This window comes from Streptomyces sp. NBC_01190, from assembly GCF_045039895.1.
Classification (GTDB): domain Bacteria; phylum Actinomycetota; class Actinomycetes; order Streptomycetales; family Streptomycetaceae; genus Actinacidiphila.
Genome location: NZ_CP108580.1, coordinates 7008388 through 7027071 on the forward strand (window position 1 = coordinate 7008388; position 18684 = coordinate 7027071).

Here is an 18684-nt window from a genome sequence, read left to right on the forward strand (position 1 = left end):
TGTTCGAAGGCCTGTACGCCTCATGCCACGTCCCCTCGCGTCAGTGTGTCGGCCGCCGGAGGCCATATCGATTGATCACGTCATCGAGCCAGTCCGGCTCTCCGTAGGTAAGGCCGAACCTGGTGGCCAGGGCGGTGAACTCGTCGGTGTCGTGGAGGCTTCCAGCGGTGGGCTCGGGTTTCTTGCCGTCGACCAGAAGTTCACCGAGTTGGCGAAAATAGTCCTCGAATCCGCCCGGCGTGATGATCTCGATGATTCGCCCGGGTACGTCTCCCGCATTCCACATCGCATGCATCTGGCCGCGTGGCTTCGTTATGTAACTGCCCGGCCCGAGAACCACTTCGCTGTCGTCCGAGCGGAAGCCGATCTCGCCTTCCAGGACAAAGGAGTGCTCGTCTTCTCCAGCGTGCTTGTGGGGTGCAGAGATGAAGCCGACAGCGAAGGGATGCTCCACAATCGCCACCTCGCCGCCGGTATCACCCGCATGGAGCTTGTAGGTGGCCCCGAATCCGGGGATCGCGACCTCCTCTCCCTTGCCCGGAAGGACCACGTTGACGCCACGCGCACCTTTGCCCGTCATGATCTCTCCTTCCGTCGTTGTCACGTCTCTGGTTCACCGGGCGTCTCCTCAGGCGGAGCGGAATTCTTCGAACTCCGACCGCGGGCGCAGGCCTGATATCGCCAGCGAACCCACCAGCCACGCGGGCGTGCCGGCGATGCCGAAGTGTTCGGCCAGCCCGGACGACTGCTCGACGTCCTGCGCGGGCCCCGGTTCAGTCATCGCCACCGTCAGTGCGGGTATGTCGACACCACTGGCCGCCGCATGCTGCTGCACCACCGCCAGTGCGCCGATGTCCTCGCCGCGGACGAAGTGGGCTTCGAACAGTTCCGCGTAGAGCGCGGGGAAAGCCCCGGGCTCATGACGGCGTACCCATTCGGCGACGGTGAGCGCGAGAATGGTGTTGGGAAGCCGGGCTGGCCAGTGCAGCGGAAGGCCGGCGGCGCGCGCCTCGTTCTGCAGAAACTCATACATCGGACCCTGCCGAGGGCCCGCCTCGACGCCCTCCTGCGGGATCTCCGGGTGGATCGGAAGCGGGATGCTCAAAACCGTGAAACCACGCTTGGTGAGAATGCGCGATCGGTCCTGTCCGACGTAGCAGAAGGGGCAGACGAAGTCGTACCAGTGCAGGACAGGCGCGGTGGCTTCCGCTCCTGCCGGCGAGAAATCGCCGATGGACATAATCCCAGCGTCGCGCGCACTCCCCCCGACTGCAAGTCCGGCCTTGGCGGCACAGGTGCGATGGTGTCCCTGCGCATCTCCAGATAATTTGGGCTTTGAGTGAAGGTGTGCCGACGGCCGCCTTCGGTGGTCTCAGGCGGACCGGATTGGACGAGCCGGATGACCAGGTCAGCCAGCGGGGATCGACTGTTCCACCTGCTGCAGACTCATGCTGTCAACCCCGTGGTGATGCTCGCGCACAAAGGGGATCACCCGCCGCGGGGCGACGCACTGCTGGAGACGACCGGGCTGCGTACAGGGCTTCCCCGGCGTACGCCGGTGTGTGACGGGCTGGCCGGCGAGGTTTTCTGGTTGGTGGCCCAGCGCAGCTACGAGACCGACTGGGTCCGGACCATCTGGCGGATCGGCGGGTCCGAGTGAGGGTCCGCACCGGCTCGAGCCTCGGCTGGCGGGCCGGGACGGCGCACATCCTCGACAACGACGACCGGCAGGATCGGCGCCGGCTGATCGGCCTTGGCAGCCGGGCGCGGCGGATGTGCATGACTGCGGCGGCAGTCGGGGACACGGACGCACTGTCTGTTCGCGTCGACCTCGACGGCGCCGATGCCGACGCCGACGCCGACGATACCGCGCATTACCGGCACCAGTGATTCCACGAAGGTCTGATATGTCAGACACGACGGGACGACTCGGCGGGTGATGACAATGCAGTGCTCCAAGGAGCATTTCGCCTCTACGCTCCACAAGGCCGGTTTTCGCGAGGCCGCGGCGGAGGCGCCGCGGGTTCTTCCAGACCCCATGGAGGTGGAATTCCTCAGAGGCGAGGCCGTCCCGCCTGCTCAGCTATGACGACGAGGGCTTCGTAGTCCAGACGGCCACCGCCCGAAGCTCGGCAATCCCTTCACCCGCCTGCCCATCCACAAACTCGCGGCCCTGCGGAAGCGCATGACCGCATCATCCGGATCGGCCGCGAATGGGCTCGCCTGGTGCGACGCGGATGATCGTCTTCCCACGGCCTCGGCGGCCGGGTGCGAACACCGCCGGGGTTTCGGCAAGTGGGTGCACCTCGCCGACGATCGGCTTGAGCCGGCCGTCCCGAAGCCGCTGCGCGAGGTCGGCGAGCCGGGCCCGTTCGGGTTCGACGACGAAGAAGACGGCCCGTCCGCCTTCGGGGGTGTGTGTGGGCGGCGCGGCGATGGTGACGAGGGTGCCGCCGGCCCGTACCAGGCCCGCCGAACGGTCGAGGATGTCACCACCGATGACGTCGAAGACGACGTCGACCTCGCCGGTGTCCGCGAGCCGGTCCGCCTGGAGGTCCACGAAGACCTCGGCGCCCAGGCCGAGAGCGGTGTCCCGGTCGCGGGCCCGGCCGGTGGCGATCACCCGGGCGCCCGCCTCGCGGGCGAGCTGGACCGCGATCGATCCGACACCTCCGGCGGCACCGTGCACCAGCACCGTCTGCCCCGCCGCGAGCCCGCCGTGGTCGAACAGGCCCTGCCAGGCAGTCAGGCCCGAGATCGGCAGCGCGGCGGCCACCGTGTGGTCGATGCCGACGGGGAGAGGGGCAAGGTTGCGGGCCTCCACCGCGGTGTACTCGGCCAGCGACCCGTTCCTGGCCCAGTCGGTCAGACCGAAGACCCGCTGGCCGACCGTAAGGCCGGTCGTGCCGTAGCCCAGTTCGGCGACGACCCCGGACAGCTCGTGGCCCGGCACGCTCGGCGTCCGGTCGCGGCCGGCGCGGTCGGTCCACGTCGCGGGCCAGGCGAGTTCCCCGCGTGTGAATCCCGCAGCGTGCACACGCACGATGACGTCGTTCTCGGCGGCGTGCGGATAGGGCAACTCCGACAGGGTGAGGCCGCCGGTACCGGCTTCCCGGTCGCGGACGGTGATGGCTTTCATGGGCCTGCCTTCAGTTTCAGGAGCTGTGCTGGAACAGTCGAGAACACCGGTGCCCCCTGCGAGCAGTCATGGCTCCTGCCACGACATGATCTCGACCGTACGGGCCAACAACCAGCATTCACCCGGACCACCTCCCAGCCGTCGCCGAGAACTGCGGGACGCGAATGCCTGCCGTATCGCCTGGTCACCCGGGATGAAGGAAGGCTCCGACCAGCGAGCCCGACGGATACGTTCGGGGACGCTTCCCCAGTCCCGTCACCCCACACTCATCGCCAGCATCAGCGGCCCGCCGGTGAAGGACCTGCTGGTCAGCTCCCCCGTTTCCGGGCCAGAGCGGGAACTGTCGATGATCAGTCCCCCACAGCTTCCCCGAGGAGATCGGCGCTCCCCGCCGACACCTGACCAGCATCCCCTACACGCAGCGATTTGTCGGTTATCGTTCCTGATGTTCTGGCCGCCACTGGCCGCTCCGGCTGCGCTCGCGCGAGCCTGATCCACCGCTCGCCGATGGGCCGTCCTGCCTGCGCCGCGGGTTCCCCTCCTCCCCCCGGAAGCGACCACGTGTACACGACTCCTGCCGAACTCACCGCATTCGTCCCGCAGGCCCTCGCACAGGTCAGGACCCGCACCCCTCTTGTCCAGTGCCTGACCAACACGGTGGTCACCAACTTCACCGCGAACGTCCTGTACGCACTGGGCGCCACACCGGCCATGGTCGACGTTCCGGACGAGGCCGGACCTTTCGCAGGGGTCGCCTCCGCTGTCGTGATCAACCTTGCGACGCCGCACGCAGAACAGCGGACCGCCATGGTCGAAGCGGCCCAGGCAGCCGCTTCCGCCGGCACGGCGTGGGTCCTTGACGCGTTCACCATCGGCCCGTTGCCGGTACGCACCGCGCTGGCGCACCAGCTCGTGGAGCTGCGGCCCACGGTGATCCGGGGCACCCCATCGGAGATCATCGCGGTCGCGGGTGCCCGTGCCGGCACCCACGGCGCGGATGACTCTACCGAGGCCCTCCAGGCTGCAAAGGAAACAGCGCACACGCTCGCCCGCCAGACCAGCGGTGTCGTCGCCGTCTCCGCACCCGTGGACTTCGTCACCGACGGGACGCGCGACTCGCGCATCACCAACGGGGCCGCCTTGCTCGCCCAAGTGGCCGGGGGCGCCGGCGGCACTGGCCGCGGTGATGTCCGCCTTCGCGGCGATCGACGAAGACCGGCTCGCCACGACGGTGGCAGCAGTCACCGTCTACAAGGTCGCCGCCGAAAAGGCCGCACAACAGGTCACCGGGCCAGGGAGCTTCGCCCTCGCGTTCCTGGATGCACTCGCCGCGCTGACGGAGCAGGACCTCCTCGAACGGGCGGCCCTCTCGTGAGGTGAGCAGCCGCCTCCACGCGGCCCCCTCCCACCCGACGCTGACCGCACACCAGCCGCCTGGCCCCCGGGCCAACTGAGCGCGCCCAGAGGACGGTGGTCCACCGCCATCGCGCCTTTCGCAGCGGCCACCGGAGGGGTGACGACCTGACAGCGGCAGCCGCACCCAAAAGATCATCCGGATCTGTGTGCGCAGAGCATCCCGATCCTCGCCACATCGGCGCAGACGACTCGGTTACCAACGCGAGACGCCGCCCACCCAACAGCGAAACCCTGCCCCACTGCCGGCCGGCTCGGTCATCGGCACTGCCTGGCCGGGCTGGGCCGACATGGTGGTGGAGATCCCGACCACGTAGTGCATCCCGCGGGCGCCCAGTCCGAGGCGGAAGGCGGCGGAGTCGCCGTATCCGGCGTCCGCGACGGCCAGGGGCACCTCGATGCCCCACGAGCGGGTCTCGTCGACCATGTCGAGGGCGAGCTGCCATCTCTCCACGTGTCCGACGTCCTCGGGTATGCCGCAGGACGTTCGGCGGGCGGTCTTGTCCGGGTCGGCCTTCGGGGAGGCCGGGTCCCAGGTCCCGAGCAGGAACAGGCGGCAGTCGATCGCGGCCGAGGCGTGGTCGGAGGCCAGGTGCAGGGAGACACCGACCTGGCAGTTGGTGACCTTGCCCGCGGTCCCGGTGTACTGCCGGGACACGCACGCCGACGCCTGTCCGTCCTTGAGGAACCCGGTGTCGTCGAAGATCAGCGCTTTCGGGCGGATCGCCGTTTCCATCCGCCAGGCCAGGCGGGCCCGGATATGCGCGGGATCCCACGGGCTGGTGGTGATGAAGTTGGCCAGGGCCTGCCGGTTGCCGCCCGCCCCGAGCCGGGCGGCCATCGGCTCCACCGACTTGCGTTTCCCGTCCGTGAGCAGTCCCCGCAGGTAGACCCGCCCCCACCGGCGCCGGTCCCTACGCGCGAACGGCTCGAACACCTCCTCCGCGAACGCCTCCAACTCCACACGCACCGCAGCGATTTCCTCCGGAGTCACACCCACCCAACGCAACACACCACCCGAAGGACACGCAACACCACAAACAACCTGACCAAGCACTACTAGGAACTGCCGGAACTCGCGGTGGGTGCGTTGCCGTCCGCACTGAACGTGATCGCGGCCGGGACGCTGCCGCTGCGACGGACGACTCTCGGGGCTGTTCGCGGGGCGGCCAGCGTTAGTTAGATTGCTGTCATGACTGACGAGGCGCGGACGCCCGAGATCACGATCACTGAGCTCACACTGCCCATCGCTTCCGAAACACCAGACGATCGCGAGCAAGCCGACAGGTGGAACCGGGAACGCTACGGCAAGCGGTGGGCCGAGCGCATCTACGATCCGCGCTGGGAGAGCTGGCTGTACGGACGGCATTCCAGGGGGCAGTTGGGTGACTGGGCGCGGCGGTTGCGACTGTTCCGGTACTGCCGGGCCGTTGGCGGGCACGCCAACGACGGCGACACCCTGCAGGTGGCGATCCGGGCCGAGACCGAGGCGGAAGTGCTGGCTGTGTTCGACCTGCTCGGCATCTCCCCGGTGGTCGTACCTGAGGATAAGGGCCGGCCGACACCTGGCGTCGCTTACCCGGCTGCGGAGTTCCTCGCCTTCCCGAACCGCATCGGGCAATTCCCGCGGCTGGCGCAGCCAGGGTGGACCCGGATAGCGGGCGAAGACGTCTTCGTCTACGTGCACTCCGCGCGGCTGGAACTGATCCTCAGCGACGGATACGAGGTCACCGAACGGCAGGTCGCCTCAGCACAGAACATCGAACCGGTGCTCGAAGTCCTCGCCGAGCGCATCATCGACCCCCCGACGGACAACCCGCACTGCGTCTGCGCGAAGTACTACCCCGACCTGTGGTCGACGCCTTGACCCGCTGACCGCTGCGGGGGCCAGGTCGGGCGCGATGGCCGGCCACTGCTACAGGACGCTTCCGCCGGCGGCCGGGACCTCCCAGGCCCGCTCGGTGACGAGCTCTTGGAACACTGCGGCCAGGCCGCGGGGTTCGCGGCCGTCGCCGCGCAACGTCCGGTCGGCGCGGGAGCGGCAGGGCTTGCCCGGGCCCGGGCTGCTCACCGCGCTTACGGGCGGTTTCCTTGGCGACCTGCAGCCCGACCCGGGCCAGGCCCACCGGACGGCGTCACCGACGCGGTGTCGGTCGGCGCCGCGGGGTGCTGCTGGGGTCGGTGCGGTCACTACTGCCCCTGTCGATAACGATAGTGGTCAGCGACGTCGTACGGTTCAGCAGCCGGGCCGGGTCGAACCAGGCCGGCGCCGTAGCTGCGTTCCGCGGCCGCCGGGCCCCAGCAGTCCACGGCCATCGGATCTGAGCGCCGCGCGGGCCCGGGGCTGTGCGGCCCGCGCGACGTCCTACCCTTGCCGGCTCAGTACGGGTTGGTGAGGACGGACCTGCGGCTGACCGTGGTGTACGAGGGGGTGAACATGTCACCGCTGAGGGAGAACTCAACGTTGGAGAAGTTGGTGTAGGTGTCCTGGCCGGTCACCGTGTCGGTGTCGCCGTAGCAGGGCGCGGTCGGTGTGGTGGCCGCTCCGTTCGGCAGCAAGACGGCTTCCAGGGTGGTCTGTTGCCAGGTGTTTCCGACGTAGCCGGCGTTCACCGCGACCTGCAGCTTCGGCCAGGTGTAGCTGGACTGGCGGCACACGGCGAGCGAGTAGCGGAACGAGTTGCCGCCGTCGTCGAACTGCACCCAGCCGTCCGCGCGGCCGAGTTGCAGCGTGAAGCCGGTGGGGGAGGTGTAGGTGACCTGGACCGACACGTTGTACGTCGTTCCCCACGCGGCATGCGCTTGAGTGGGTGCTGCCAGAATGCCGCCAAGCACCGCGGCGCCCGTGGCCAGCATGCTCGCGACGCGCCGTCTGAGCGTCTTCATCGACGTACCTCCTGTGGGGATGGGGGGCGGGCGCGAGAGTAATCGAGCAGTCGCGCTGCGTCCATGGGGGTGGTGACGGCCACGCGGGGCAGTCCGCCCTGTGTCCGCACCGTTGGTGCCTGTCCGGTGCGCGCGGACGGCCAGGGCCCGTGCAGGACCTGGCGCCGGGTGATGCCACCGACCGGTACGGGCGTAACAGGGGTGCGGTGGTCGGCTCGTGCGGGTGTCCTGGCTCTTCGGCGTAGACCATCTCGTACCTGGCAGCCATCAACGCTCATCCGAGAACGTGTCGACGTCGCAGGCCGGACGCCGCTCAACGGCTCCGCGGTGTCAGCAGATGCGCGGAGCCGGTGGAGCTCCCCCCGATCGAGGTGTGCGTACGTCGCGGGGCCGGACCGTACGGCCTGCAGGGCGACGGCGAGACCTGTAGGGTGCCAAAACTCGTGCATGTGCGCTGACCTGATTTTTCGTCAGCGGCGCTGATCTTCGTCAAGTGGCCTGGCGGTACTCGTGGATGAGTCCGCCGAGGATGTTGTGGCGCTGGATGCGGTGTGCTGGGAAGGGGATGACGTCGGGGTCGTCGCTGGGAGCGCGGAGTTGCAGTGCGCGGTGGGGCCGGCCGGTGTTGTAGTGCTCGGCGTACTCGGTCAGGACGTGCCGCAGGTGTTGTTCGTTGTAGATCAGGAGCCGGTCGGTGCACCCGGCCCTGATGGTGCGTATGACTCTTTCGGCGTGGGCGTTCATCCGCGGGGTCTGCGGCGCGCTCTTCAGGATCTCGATGCCGTCTGCGGTGAAGACGGCGTCGAAGGCCTGGGTGTACTTGCTGTCACGGTCACGCAGGAGCGGGCGAGCTGGGTGGTCCAGGCCATGGTGGGGTGGGCAGTGACGCCGAGGATGTGCACGGTTCGGGTACCGACCTCCATCACGTAGAACACGTACAGCCGCCGCAGGGTCACCGTGTCGACGTGGAAGAAGTCGGCCGCGAGCAGTCCGGAGGCCTGGGCGCGAAGGAGTGACCGAGGTGGACTGCCCGCCCATCGACACGGAACACTCCAACACCGGGGCCTCCTGACGTTGTTCGTTGATTCGACACCATCGAACTGTTCAGAAGGCCCCACCCTGATGCGCCGACTCCGCCGCCACCACCCGAACGGGACCCCAGTTCGGAGCCCACCGTTCATGGCCGGAACGACAACAGCGTCTCAGGCGAACCTGGGAAGGTGTGCACTTGTAGTGCGGTCGCCGAAGCGCTGGCCGTTCGGCGGATCACCCGCGGCACGGGTGGTTGCTTCGGAGGCGGAGCCTCCCTTTTTCTCGGTCAGGGCCTGTTCAGGGCCTGTTCAGGGCCTGTTCAGGGCGTCCAGGGTCTCCCCGGCCACCGCCAGACCCGCCGATTCGTGATGCGTCGGCACGATCGTGGAGTCCACGCTGACCAATTCCAGGCCGACCTGCCCCCGCGCGGCCGCCTCGGCGATCAACGTGTCCATCAGATCCTGGAACACCCCGGCCCTGGCCCAGGCGCTGAACCGGGAGTAGACCGTGGACCAAGGCCCGTACCGGTCCGGGACATCACGCCAGCCACTGCCGGTGCGGAACCGCCACAGCACCCCGTTGAACTGGTCCCGCACCCGCCGCGGCAACGGTCCGGCGGCCGCCACCGGCAACAAAGGCTCGATCAAAGCCCATCCGGCATCCGTCACGTCAAAACGCGCCACGCCCGAGTTCTACCGGCCATCGCCAACAGGCCGCCGGGCCTTTCAAAGATCCGAACCTCGAACAGGCGTTAGGACGGAGCACTCCCGGCACCGGGGTTTTCGCGGCGGGCGATGGCCTCGACCATGTCGCTGATGACGGCCTGGCCGTCGACCGAGAGATTCACCGTGCGAAGGGCGATGGACCGGACGCCCGCCTCGCGCAGGGCGCCGAGCAGGGCGATCTCCTCGTCGAGCTTGGCGCTCTGCTCGTCGTCGAAGAAGTACGCGGGCGGCACCTGGAAGAACTGCGCGAGCGCTTCGAGGTGACGCTTGGTCGGGTTGTCCCGCTTCCCCGTGCGCAGTTGCCAGAGATAGGTCGTCGAGAAGCTCTCGCCGGTCGAGTCGCGGCACGCCTGGGCCACCTGCTCGTTGGTGTAGCGCTCGCCGTCCGGTCGCCGGACGACATCGAACAATCGTTCGACCTTGGCGGCGAGTGTCCCGTTGCCCCCGGTTTCATTCATTTTCGGAACCGACCCATTTTCCTTCGGCGGCAGCAAACATGGCCCTGCTCCGGCACAGGGCTCGGCCCAGTTTACGGTCAGAAGGCCCGGAAGAGCAGGGGGCGGGACCACGGCCGGGTCCCGCCCGGCGCCACTCCCGTCCCCGTCGGCCCTGCCCCACGCGCACGCGGCGCGAATGTGGGTGGTGAACGCGCATGTGGGAAGGGCCCGTCGCGCGGTCAACTCAGACGTGGGCACACGACGGCGTCTCGCTTCGGCGCCGGCCGTCCCGGCACGTTCCCGCGCCCGCGCCCGCGCCGACCCGGCGTCGGCGGGGCACGCCGACCAGGAAGGCAACGATGGTGTCGAAGAACGGCTCGAACGCGGCGCGTCCGCTTGTCATGCCCTGGGAGCGGCGTGGCAGGCCGGCGCTGACGGGGGCCTGGTGGGCCAGGGCGCTCCGGCTCGACGAGCGCTGCGCGGCAGATTGGCCGGACGCCGAACGGCCCGAGGACTTCGACGCCGCGGCGGTGGCGGACATCCGGATGCAGCGGTGGCGTGACGCCTTCGCCCACCTGGCCGCGGACACGCTCGACCGGCAGACGGCGGCATACGGCTGCACCCCGCGCCAGCTCCGGGGGCTGCTGGCCGAGCCGGCCGAGCAGCTCGCACGGCGGGTGCCCAAGCCCGCCTGGGCCGCCGACGTCGAACGGGTCGCGGCGCTCGCCCAGGACGGCCCGGCCCCCGGGCAGCCGTGCCCGGAGGACGCCGGTGCGCCGGACGGGAGTTGGCAGCAGGGGTTCGCCCTGATCGTGGAACCCTTCGTCCGCGAGGCGCTGCGTGACTTCGACGCCCGGACGGACCCCGGCCGCCGTCCGTCCGACGACCCCCTGACGGCCGACGAGATCCGGACGACGGGCGACCCCGGAGCGACCGGCGTATCCGCCACCGACCGCCCCGCCGACCGCCCCGCCGACCGCGCCACCGAACGGGCCGCCGTCCGTGCCGCCGTCCGCCACGAGGCCACCCGCCGGCTCGTCCGGCTGGCCACCCGCGTCCTCGTCCTCGAACTGAACGTCCTGCGGGTCACCGGCGCCCTCGACGGCAGCTCGCCCGAGGAGCGCTTCGGATCGTTCGTCCGGCACTTCCGCCGTCCCGCCGGGCTGGCCGCGCTGCTGGACGAGTACGCGGTCCTGGCCCGCCTGTCGATCGCCACCGCCGGCCGGATCGCCGCGGCGCACGCCGAGTTCCTCGACCGGCTCGCCCGCGATCGCCCGGCGCTGCGCGCGGACCTGTTCGGTGGGGCCGACCCGGGCCCCCTCGCCTCCCTCGACCTGGGGCGCGGTGACACGCACGCCGGCGGCCGCTCGGTGGGGATCGCGTTGTTCGCCTCGGGTGCCCGGGCCGTCTACAAGCCCCGGCCGATGGCCGTCCACCGGCACTTCAACGAGGTGGTCGACGGGTACAACGCCCGCCTCCCGGCGGACCTGCGGCTGCGGACGGTCGCGGTCGTCGACCGCGGACACCACGGATGGGTTGAGTTCGTCGACGCCGAGCCGTGCGAGGACGCCGCCGCCGCGCACCGGTACTTCCGCCGCCAGGGCGCGCTCCTCGCCCTGCTGCACTGCCTGGCAGGGGTCGACTTCCACTTCGAGAACCTCATCGCGGCCGGCGACCAGCCGGTCCCGATCGACCTCGAGACGCTGCTCTGCGCGGACCTCCCGCGCTCCTTCGGCAGTCCGACCCGGGACGCGGATCCAGCGGCGCGGGCCTACCGGGAGTCGGTCGGCCGGGTCGGATTGCTCCCGTCCGTCGTCGTCGGCGCCGACGGACAGGCGTTCGACGCGGGCGGCATGGGCGGCGACACCGACGCGGCGCTGCCCTACCGGGTCGCCGACTGGACCGGGGGCGGGACCGACGCGATGCGGATGGAACGGGTCACCCCGGTGCTGCGCGCCGGGCAGAACCGGCCCCGCCTCGACGGCGCCGACCTGGACGGGGTCCGGTACGCGGCCGAACTGCAGGACGGCTACCGCGCCGGCTACCGGGCCCTCGCCGACGGCGCCGGGGAGTTTCCGGCGCCGGACCGGTTCGCCGCCGACACGGTCCGGATCATCCCGCGGGCCACCCACGAGTACGCGACGCTGCTCACCGAGACCACCCATCCCGACGTGTTGCGCGACGCCCTGGACCGGGACCAGGTCTTCGGCGTGCTGTGGGCCCGTGCGGCGACCGATCCGGTCCGCGCCCGCCTCACCCGGCACGAGGTCGCCGACCTGTGGGCCGGCGACGTCCCCCTGTTCACCGCCGCGGCCGGCGCCCGCGAGGTGCGGGCCGCCGACCTCACGTCCGTCGGCGACCTGCTGCCCGAATCGGGGGTGGAGCGCGTCCGGCGCACCCTGGCCGCCATGGACGGACGGCACCTGACGGACCAGCAGTGGATCATCTCGGCCCAGTTGGCGACCCGGGTGACCGGCGCCGCGCCGGGCGCGTCCGACGCCGACCCGGCCGGTCCGGCGGACGGCGCCGACCTGCCCGGGCGGGCACTGGCCGCGGCGCGGGACGTCGCGGGCCAGTTGGCCGCCGCGGCCTGCCGCGGCGGCGGCCGGATCGGCTGGCTCGGGCTCGACCTGTGGGAGGACGCCCGCTGGTCGGTCCAGCCGCTGGGCGTGGACCTTTACAACGGCTACGCCGGCGTCGCCCTGTTCCTGGCGCAACTGGCCCACGTCACCGGGGAGCAGCGCTACGCGGAGCTGGCCCGCGGCGCGCTCGCCCCGGTGGCGGGCTGCGCGCGGGAGGTGCTGGACGGGCTCGGCCCGCAGGACGCGGCGGGCGTCGTCGGCGCGTTCACCGGGACCGCCGGCATGGCCTACGCACTTGCCGCCTGCGGCGAGTTGCTCGACGACGACGCCGCCCGCGCCGTCGTCGCCCCGCTGCTCGACCTCGTCGCACGGCCGGTGTCGCCGGCGGCCGGGTACGACGTGATCGGCGGGACCGCGGGGTGCCTGGCCCTGGCGGAGGCGCTGTCGGCCCGGTACGGCCCGGCCGCTCACACCCTGGCCGAGCGCTGCGCCGAGGTGCTGGTGGCCGGGGCGGCCCCGGCCGGCGACGGCCTCGGCTGGTCCGGGGCCGGGGCGCGCCCGCTGCTCGGCTTCTCGCACGGCGCCGCCGGGATCGGCTGGGCCCTGCTGGCGTACGCGCGGCGGACCGGCGACGAGGCGGCGGCAGCGGCCGGCCGGGGGGCGTTCGCGTACGAACACGGCGCGTACGACGAGGAGTCGGGCAACTGGCCCGACCACCGCAAGCCGGAGCCGAGCAGTCAGCACTCGTGGTGCCACGGCGCACCGGGCGTCGGCCTGGCCAGGGCCGCCGCGCTCGCCGCAGATCCCGGCCGGCCTGCCCTCGGATCGGATCTGCGGCGCGCGCTGGAAAGTACCGGAGCGTTCGGGCGGCACCGTAACCACAGCCTGTGCCACGGCGAGCTGGGCAACCTCGAATTGTTCGCCGCGGCAGGAAAGTTGGCTGTGCCCGGCGCTCACGAGGCGTGGCGACACCGGGCCGCGGCCGTGGTCGCGCGGATCGAGCGGGACGGACCGCTGTGCGGAACGCCGGGCGGCATCGCCACGCCCGGCCTGATGACCGGCCTGTCCGGCATCGGCCACGGACTGCTGCGGATCGCGGCGCCCGACCGGGTGGCGCCGGTGCTCCTGCTGCCGTCGGTCTGAGGCGCGGCTGCCCGGCTCACCCTCCCAGACGCGCATCCGCCCCGAGACCGGGCGGGTGCGGCGGTGCCGCCCGGCGGCACCGGCACCACCTCGGATTCCCCCATCACCGCAGCACCGAAAGGGTTCCCCATGGATATGACGATGAACAACGCCACCGTCCGCGCCTGGAAGGCGTACGGCCCGGCCGCCGCGCCCGTCACCGGCCCGGTCCTCGCCATAGATGTCGAGGACGTGGCGCGCGGCGAGTTGTTCGGCAGCTGGGCGGGGACGTTCAGCTGCTGCGACACGACGATCTGCGCCGGCTGCACCATCTGACCACCCGGCGGACCGGGCAGGCCCCGACAGACCTGGCAGGCTCGGTCGACCAGCCATCGGGACGAGAGGACCGCTCATGGACATGGACAACAGCACCGTGCGTGCCTGGAAGACCTACGCCACGGCTGCGGCCGGGACCAGCCCGGTCCTGGCGATCGACATCGACGAGGTGGCGAACGGGGGCCGTATGGTCGACAGTTGGGCCGGCTCGTTCAGCTGCTGCGACTCGACGCTGTGCTCGGACTGCAGCATTTGGTGACCGCCGGCAGCTGACCACCGGGCAGTGACGGCTGGTGGCCACCGGCCGTGGCGCGGGCCGTACCGAAGGCGGGTGCGGCCCGCACTGTTCCCTCAACCCATTCATTTCAGCTAATGTAGCTCCGTCGACGTCAATGACTGCTGATTTTATCGACCGGAGCCTGCTTGCGATGAGTGAGGACCGTTCCGCCGCGCGGGAGTCACCGGCCCCGGACCCGCGCGGGCATCCCGGCAAAGCGGCCCGCGGCGAAGAGCCCCACCGTGAAGAGCCCCCGCGCGAAGAGTCCTACCGCATCACGAGGTTCGCCCGCACCGCCGGGCTGGTGGGCCGGGAGGCCGAGTCCGCCGCGCTGCTCGCCGCGATCCGTACGGCCCGCGCGGGGGAGGGCAGCGTGCTGTTCGTGGTCGGCGAGGCCGGGATCGGGAAGTCGCGGCTGGTGGACGACGCGGCGTTGGCCGCGCGTGCCAGGGGGTTGGGAGTCCTGCGCGGGCGGGCCGGACTGTCCGGCGGCTCGGGCATGCGGCCGTTCGCCGAGGCGCTGCTGGGGCTCGCCCGTGACGGCTGGACGCCGCCGCGCGGCCTCGCCCCCTACCGCGGTGTCCTGGGCCGACTGGTCCCGGACTGGCGGACGGAGGAAGCGGCCGCCGCGGATTCCGTCGCCCATCCTGTCGGGCCGCCCCCGGACGAGCCCTTCGTCTACGGCGAGGCGGTCCTACGGGTCCTCACTGCGGCGGGCGAGCGGGCCCGCGTGCTGATCCTGGAGGACCTCCACGACGCCGACCCGACCGCCATCGCCGCCCTGGAGTACCTCGTCGACAATGTCGCGGGCCGGCCCGTCACCGTCATCGGCACCCTGCGGGACGTCGGCTGCCCGGCGCTGGATCTCGCCCGGTACGCGGGGCGACGGGCCCCCGGCGCCTTGCTGACGCTGCCGCGCCTCGACATCCCGGCCACGGCGGAGCCGGCCGCCGCCCTCCTCGGCGCTGACGATGGGTTGCTGCCCCCGGGGCTCGGTGACGCGCTGTTCCCGCGCGGTGCCGGGAACCCGCCGGCCGTCGGTGAGCCGATGCGGGCCGCGGTCGCCGGCCGGGCGCCGACCCGCCGCGCCGCTGCGGACCGGGCGGGGCCGGGCCCCGTATCGGCCGCCGCGGCCTGCCGGCTCCGGCTCGCGCTGGCTCTCGACGCCCTGCTGCGGGCCCGGTTCGCCGAGGCCGAGGAACTGGTCGCCGCTGCCCGCGAGAGCGCCGACCGCCTCGGGCTGCCCGAACTCGGCAGCCGCGCCCGGGCCCTGGCCGTCCTCCTGCACGCGCACCGCGGGCACGACGCCGAACTGACCGCGGCCCGGGCGGATTTCGACCGGTGGCGGGGCGCCCGCGCCGACGAGGTCCCGCTCGTCGAGGGGCTCGGCCTGGCCGTCCGGGCCCTGCTGTCGGGCGCCGTGGCCGCCGCCCGCGCCCAGTTGGCCGGCCTGCCGCAGGCCGGCGAAAAAGCGGACCCGGCGGACCGCCTCGGTGGGCGGCACGGCCTCGCCCTCCTGCTGGCGGCCGTCGACGGCGCGGCGGACGCCGCCGAGCACGAGGCGGCCGCTCGCCACCCGGCCGCCCTCCTGCCCTGGAACAGCCAGTTCGTCCACCTCGCCAGGTCGGTCCTGGCCGGGCGGGCCGGCGACTGCCCCGCGGCCGAGGCGGCGGTGGCCCGAGCCCGGTCCGCCGCCGAGCCGTTCCCGCTCGCCCGCCGCCTCGGCCTCGTCGTCGTCGCGCGGTCCGCCGCCCGCGACGGCTGGGGCGACCCGATCGGCTGGCTGCTGGAGGCCGAGTCCTTCTTCACCGCACTCGGCATCCCCGTCGCCGCCCGCCACTGCCGTGACGTGTTGCGCGGCCTGGGGGCGCGCGTCCGCCAGCGCCGCAGCGGCAGCGTCGGCGTACCGCGGGAGCTGTGGGTGATGGGCGCCACCGTCCGCGAGTACGACGTGCTGGTCCGGCTCGCCCAGCGCCGTACCAACCGGGAGATCGCCGCCGAACTCCACATCTCCCATCGCACGGTCGAGCGCCACGTCGCCAACCTGCTGGCCAAGACCGGCGCGGTCAACCGGCGGGACCTCGGGACGCTCTTCGCGCCGGACCGGAGCGCGCGTTCACTGCCACCGCTCGGCCTCCGTGCGGCGGGCCCGGAGCCGCCCGCGGGGGGCTCGGCAGCCAAGATGAAACGGAGTATGGTGCAGCCACACTCAGGCTGAACGGGCAGTGGAGGGAGGCGGCGTGGACGATTCCGATGCGGTCGGGTCGACCCTGGCGGACAGGGTCGACGCGCTGTTCCGGATCGTACGGCGGCCGGACCGCGAGCAGTTCAGCCACGAGGAGGTCGCCCGGGTGTGCCGGGAGACGACCGGGGAGAGTTTCTCCGCGACCTACCTGTGGCAGTTGCGGACCGGGCGGCGGGACAACCCGACCAAGCGCCATCTGGAGGCCCTGGCACGGTTCTTCGAGGTCCCGGTGGCGTACTTCTTCGATGACGACCAGGGTGTCGCGATCGCCCGGGAGCTGGAACTCCTGGCAGCGCTCAGGGATGCGCGGGTGCGCGGTGTGGCGTTCCGCGCGGTCAACCTCTCGCCCGCGGGCGCGAACACCATCAGGGACATGATCGACGTCCTCGCCCGCCACGAGCGCGCCGGCGGACGTCAGGGCCACCACTCCGAACCACCGCGCGACGACGCCGGCGGCGGCGAGAGCTGAACGACCGAACGGAAGCCGCCCCATCGAACGGCACGGGGAAGAGGAACGGCACGTGCACACTGCTCGGAGCCACAGACAGCTGTGGCAGCGATGTCGCCACCTGGTCGACGGCCTTGTACTGCCCACCCCGTTCGACGCCGAGAGCTTCATCGGCATGCTCGCCCAGGCCCGCGGGCGCCCTATCGACGTGGTGCCGGTCACCGCGCGCCCGCACATCCCGTGCGGACTGCTCGTCACCACCGACCGGGCCGACTGCATCCTCTACACGGCGGACACCACCCTGCTGCACCGGCAGCACATCCTGCTGCACGAGGCCGCCCATCTGCTGTGCGGCCACCACGAGACCTCGCCGGCCGCCTCCGCGGCCGCCGAGATGCTGCTGCCGAACCTGCCTCCCTCGCTGATCCGGCGGGTGCTCGGCCGCAGCGTCTACTCCGAACCGCAGGAGGCGGAGGCCGAGTTGGTTGCCTCGCTCATCCTCAACCGCGCCGCCCGGCTGGCCCGGGCGGGCGGTGCCGTGCCGCCGCCGGCCGGAGCCGGCGACATCCTGCTGCGCTCCCTGTTCGGCACCCCGGACCAGCGCGGCCAGGAGGACAAGGCCCGGGAGGCAGGCGCGCATGACTGATGTCGCCGGCTGCCTCACCGCCGCCGTCTTCCTGGTCTTCGCCGTGCACCGGTTCACCGTCACCCGCGGCGAGGCCGCCGACCCGGCGCAACTGCGGGTCGCCGGCTTCGCGTTGTGCATGGGCGCCGCGGTGCTGCTCAACACGCCGACAGCGTCGGCCGCCGTCGACGCGATCGCGCCCCCGTGGGGGGTGGCGCTGCTGGTCACGCACGGGCTGAAGACCGGTGCCTTCACCTGTCTGGCCACCCTCGCCCTCGCGCTGGACCCGCCGGCCGCCGGGCCGGACGCCGAACGGCGCAGCAGGCGGCGCCAGATCCGGTTGGCGGTCGTCGTGCAGGCGGGCGCCGCGGGGCTCTTCCTGGCCGCCGGGACCAGGACCGGGGACGGCTATGTCGCGGCCGCCGACGGCCGCGGCTGGGTGCTGGCGCTGTACAACACGCTCTACGCCGGTTACGGCTGGTGGTGTCTGCTGGGCCTGGTGCGGGCGCTGGCCCGGCACACCCGCCGGATCGCGCCGAGCCTGCTGCGGACCGGGCTGCGGCTGATGATGATAGCCGCCGCGGTCGGCGCGGCCTGGACGCTGTGGGTGCAGGAGGATGTCGTCGCCGACCTGGTCCACGGGCGGCAGGGTCTGGGCACGGACCCGGTTTCCGCCGCGCTCGCGGCGGCCACCTCGCTGCTGGCCACCGGCGGGGCGACGACCACGTTATGGGGAGACCGGATTGCCGCCCCGGCGCGGTGGCTCCGCGCGTACCGCACGTACCGGGCGCTGGAGCCGCTGTGGGCGGAACTGCACGCCACCCTGCCGGAGATCGCGCTCAGCTCGTCCGCGTCGGCCGGCGGACCCCGGTTGCGGCACGCGGAGTTCGCCCTCTACCGCCGGGTCATCGAGATCCGCGACGGTCATGTGGCCCTGCGGCCCTATCTCCAGCCGCGGGCGCCGGCCTGGGTGGCGGAGGCGCCGCGCGGGACCGGCGGCGGCGCGCTGGATCCCGACGCCGTCGTCGAGGCCGCCGTGATCGCCGCCGCGCTGGAGAACCGGCGGGCGGGCCGGCTCCCGGACGGCCCGCCCGAGTCGCGGGAGTACGGCCACGGGCCGCGGACCGCGCTGCTGGAGACGGTCGAGGACGAGGCCGCCTGGCTGGTCCAGGTCACCCGGGCGTTCGCGCGGTCACCCGCGGTCGAGGACGTCCGCAACCGGGTGCGCGCGCAGGCCCGGGGCGCCGGCGGGTCGGCCGAACGGGTCGGCTGAGGGGCCGGCTGCCCGTCGCGATGGGGAGCAGGCCGGCCTCGGCCGCCGCTCCTTCCCTTTGGCCAAGATTAGCTAGAATGAATAGCAACTACAAAGTCATCCACATCAGTTGACATCACTCCCGCCGTCTGCCACCGTTTGGCT

At 71.9% G+C, this 18684-nt stretch carries 20 protein-coding genes and 1 pseudogene; 12 read left to right on the top strand and 9 right to left on the bottom strand.

Translation table 11 applies throughout. The features are described 5' to 3' along the window. Positions 1–40: 40 nt before the first annotated feature. Together OG519_RS29555 and OG519_RS29560 are read right to left on the bottom strand one after the other, a co-directional pair. On the bottom strand, positions 41–580 hold the full coding sequence (locus OG519_RS29555; RefSeq protein WP_405590179.1) for a cupin domain-containing protein: 540 nt from the start codon (positions 578–580) through the stop codon (positions 41–43). A 48-nt stretch (positions 581–628) separates the two neighbouring features. Beyond that, positions 629–1240: a DsbA family protein gene (locus OG519_RS29560; RefSeq protein ID WP_405590181.1), complete on the bottom strand. Its 612-nt coding sequence runs from the start codon at positions 1238–1240 to the stop codon at positions 629–631. Between the two features lie 159 nt (positions 1241–1399). Between OG519_RS29560 and OG519_RS29565 the strand changes: the two genes are divergently transcribed. Together OG519_RS29565 and OG519_RS29570 are read left to right on the top strand one after the other, a co-directional pair. Then, positions 1400–1660 carry a nitroreductase/quinone reductase family protein gene (locus tag OG519_RS29565; RefSeq protein ID WP_405590183.1) on the top strand — a complete coding sequence of 87 codons (261 nt, stop codon included), beginning with the start codon at positions 1400–1402 and terminating at the stop codon, positions 1658–1660. Beyond that, positions 1657–1890, top strand: coding sequence for a hypothetical protein (locus OG519_RS29570; RefSeq protein ID WP_405590184.1), 234 nt, complete (start codon positions 1657–1659; stop codon positions 1888–1890). Before OG519_RS29565 ends, OG519_RS29570 begins: the two co-directional genes overlap by 4 nt. Before the next feature lie 304 nt (positions 1891–2194). Here the strand turns inward: OG519_RS29570 and OG519_RS29575 are convergent, their stop codons facing one another. Then, positions 2195–3139, bottom strand: a complete 945-nt coding sequence (locus tag OG519_RS29575) for an NADP-dependent oxidoreductase (RefSeq protein WP_405590186.1) — start codon at positions 3137–3139, stop codon at positions 2195–2197. Positions 3140–3646: 507 nt separating this feature from the next. On the opposite strand from OG519_RS29575, the pseudogene OG519_RS29580 reads away from it, so the two are divergent. Further along, a pseudogene (locus OG519_RS29580) lies at positions 3647–4231 on the top strand (hydroxyethylthiazole kinase); the annotation flags it as partial. 94 nt (positions 4232–4325) lie between these two features. Then, positions 4326–4514 (top strand): hydroxyethylthiazole kinase, encoded by a 189-nt coding sequence (locus OG519_RS29585; RefSeq protein WP_405593109.1) that lies wholly within the window; start codon positions 4326–4328, stop codon positions 4512–4514. Positions 4515–4748: 234 nt separating this feature from the next. On the opposite strand, the gene OG519_RS29590 is transcribed toward OG519_RS29585, so the two are convergent. Next, a complete protein-coding gene (locus tag OG519_RS29590; protein WP_405590188.1) occupies positions 4749–5522 on the bottom strand; it encodes an IS701 family transposase in 774 nt (257 codons plus the stop codon). Positions 5523–5744: 222 nt separating this feature from the next. Between OG519_RS29590 and OG519_RS29595 the strand changes: the two genes are divergently transcribed. Continuing rightward, entirely contained in the window at positions 5745–6419 is a 675-nt protein-coding gene (locus tag OG519_RS29595) for a hypothetical protein (RefSeq protein ID WP_405590190.1), read from the top strand. A 48-nt stretch (positions 6420–6467) separates the two neighbouring features. Here the strand turns inward: OG519_RS29595 and OG519_RS29600 are convergent, their stop codons facing one another. The 5 genes from OG519_RS29600 to OG519_RS29620 form a co-directional block, all read right to left on the bottom strand. Then, positions 6468–6623, bottom strand: a complete 156-nt coding sequence (locus tag OG519_RS29600; RefSeq protein ID WP_405590192.1) for a hypothetical protein — start codon at positions 6621–6623, stop codon at positions 6468–6470. 308 nt (positions 6624–6931) lie between these two features. Next, on the bottom strand, positions 6932–7438 hold the full coding sequence (locus OG519_RS29605) for a hypothetical protein (protein ID WP_405590194.1): 507 nt from the start codon (positions 7436–7438) through the stop codon (positions 6932–6934). Positions 7439–7927: 489 nt separating this feature from the next. After that, positions 7928–8182 carry an integrase core domain-containing protein gene (locus OG519_RS29610; protein WP_405590197.1) on the bottom strand — a complete coding sequence of 85 codons (255 nt, stop codon included), beginning with the start codon at positions 8180–8182 and terminating at the stop codon, positions 7928–7930. Positions 8183–8778: 596 nt separating this feature from the next. Then, a complete protein-coding gene (locus tag OG519_RS29615; RefSeq protein WP_405590200.1) occupies positions 8779–9153 on the bottom strand; it encodes a transposase in 375 nt (124 codons plus the stop codon). A 68-nt stretch (positions 9154–9221) separates the two neighbouring features. Continuing rightward, positions 9222–9653 carry an XRE family transcriptional regulator gene (locus OG519_RS29620; protein WP_405590202.1) on the bottom strand — a complete coding sequence of 144 codons (432 nt, stop codon included), beginning with the start codon at positions 9651–9653 and terminating at the stop codon, positions 9222–9224. 338 nt (positions 9654–9991) lie between these two features. Here OG519_RS29620 and lanM point away from each other — a divergent pair, with 338 nt between their 5' ends. From lanM to OG519_RS29655, 7 genes are all read left to right on the top strand, one after another. Further along, positions 9992–13357 carry a type 2 lanthipeptide synthetase LanM gene (gene lanM / locus OG519_RS29625; protein WP_405590205.1) on the top strand — a complete coding sequence of 1122 codons (3366 nt, stop codon included), beginning with the start codon at positions 9992–9994 and terminating at the stop codon, positions 13355–13357. Between the two features lie 129 nt (positions 13358–13486). Next, positions 13487–13672 carry a hypothetical protein gene (locus tag OG519_RS29630; RefSeq protein WP_405590208.1) on the top strand — a complete coding sequence of 62 codons (186 nt, stop codon included), beginning with the start codon at positions 13487–13489 and terminating at the stop codon, positions 13670–13672. A gap of 82 nt (positions 13673–13754) precedes the next feature. Further along, positions 13755–13931 carry a hypothetical protein gene (locus OG519_RS29635; RefSeq protein WP_405590211.1) on the top strand — a complete coding sequence of 59 codons (177 nt, stop codon included), beginning with the start codon at positions 13755–13757 and terminating at the stop codon, positions 13929–13931. Positions 13932–14100: 169 nt separating this feature from the next. Beyond that, positions 14101–16167: an AAA family ATPase gene (locus OG519_RS29640; RefSeq protein WP_405590214.1), complete on the top strand. Its 2067-nt coding sequence runs from the start codon at positions 14101–14103 to the stop codon at positions 16165–16167. A gap of 22 nt (positions 16168–16189) precedes the next feature. Continuing rightward, positions 16190–16663: an XRE family transcriptional regulator gene (locus OG519_RS29645; protein ID WP_405590217.1), complete on the top strand. Its 474-nt coding sequence runs from the start codon at positions 16190–16192 to the stop codon at positions 16661–16663. 52 nt (positions 16664–16715) lie between these two features. Continuing rightward, complete coding sequence (locus OG519_RS29650; RefSeq protein WP_405590220.1) at positions 16716–17288, top strand: ParH-like protein; 573 nt, start codon at positions 16716–16718, stop codon at positions 17286–17288. Beyond that, a complete protein-coding gene (locus tag OG519_RS29655; RefSeq protein WP_405590223.1) occupies positions 17281–18540 on the top strand; it encodes an MAB_1171c family putative transporter in 1260 nt (419 codons plus the stop codon). The genes OG519_RS29650 and OG519_RS29655 overlap by 8 nt, the downstream gene beginning before the upstream one ends. The last annotated feature ends 144 nt before the right edge of the window (positions 18541–18684 follow it).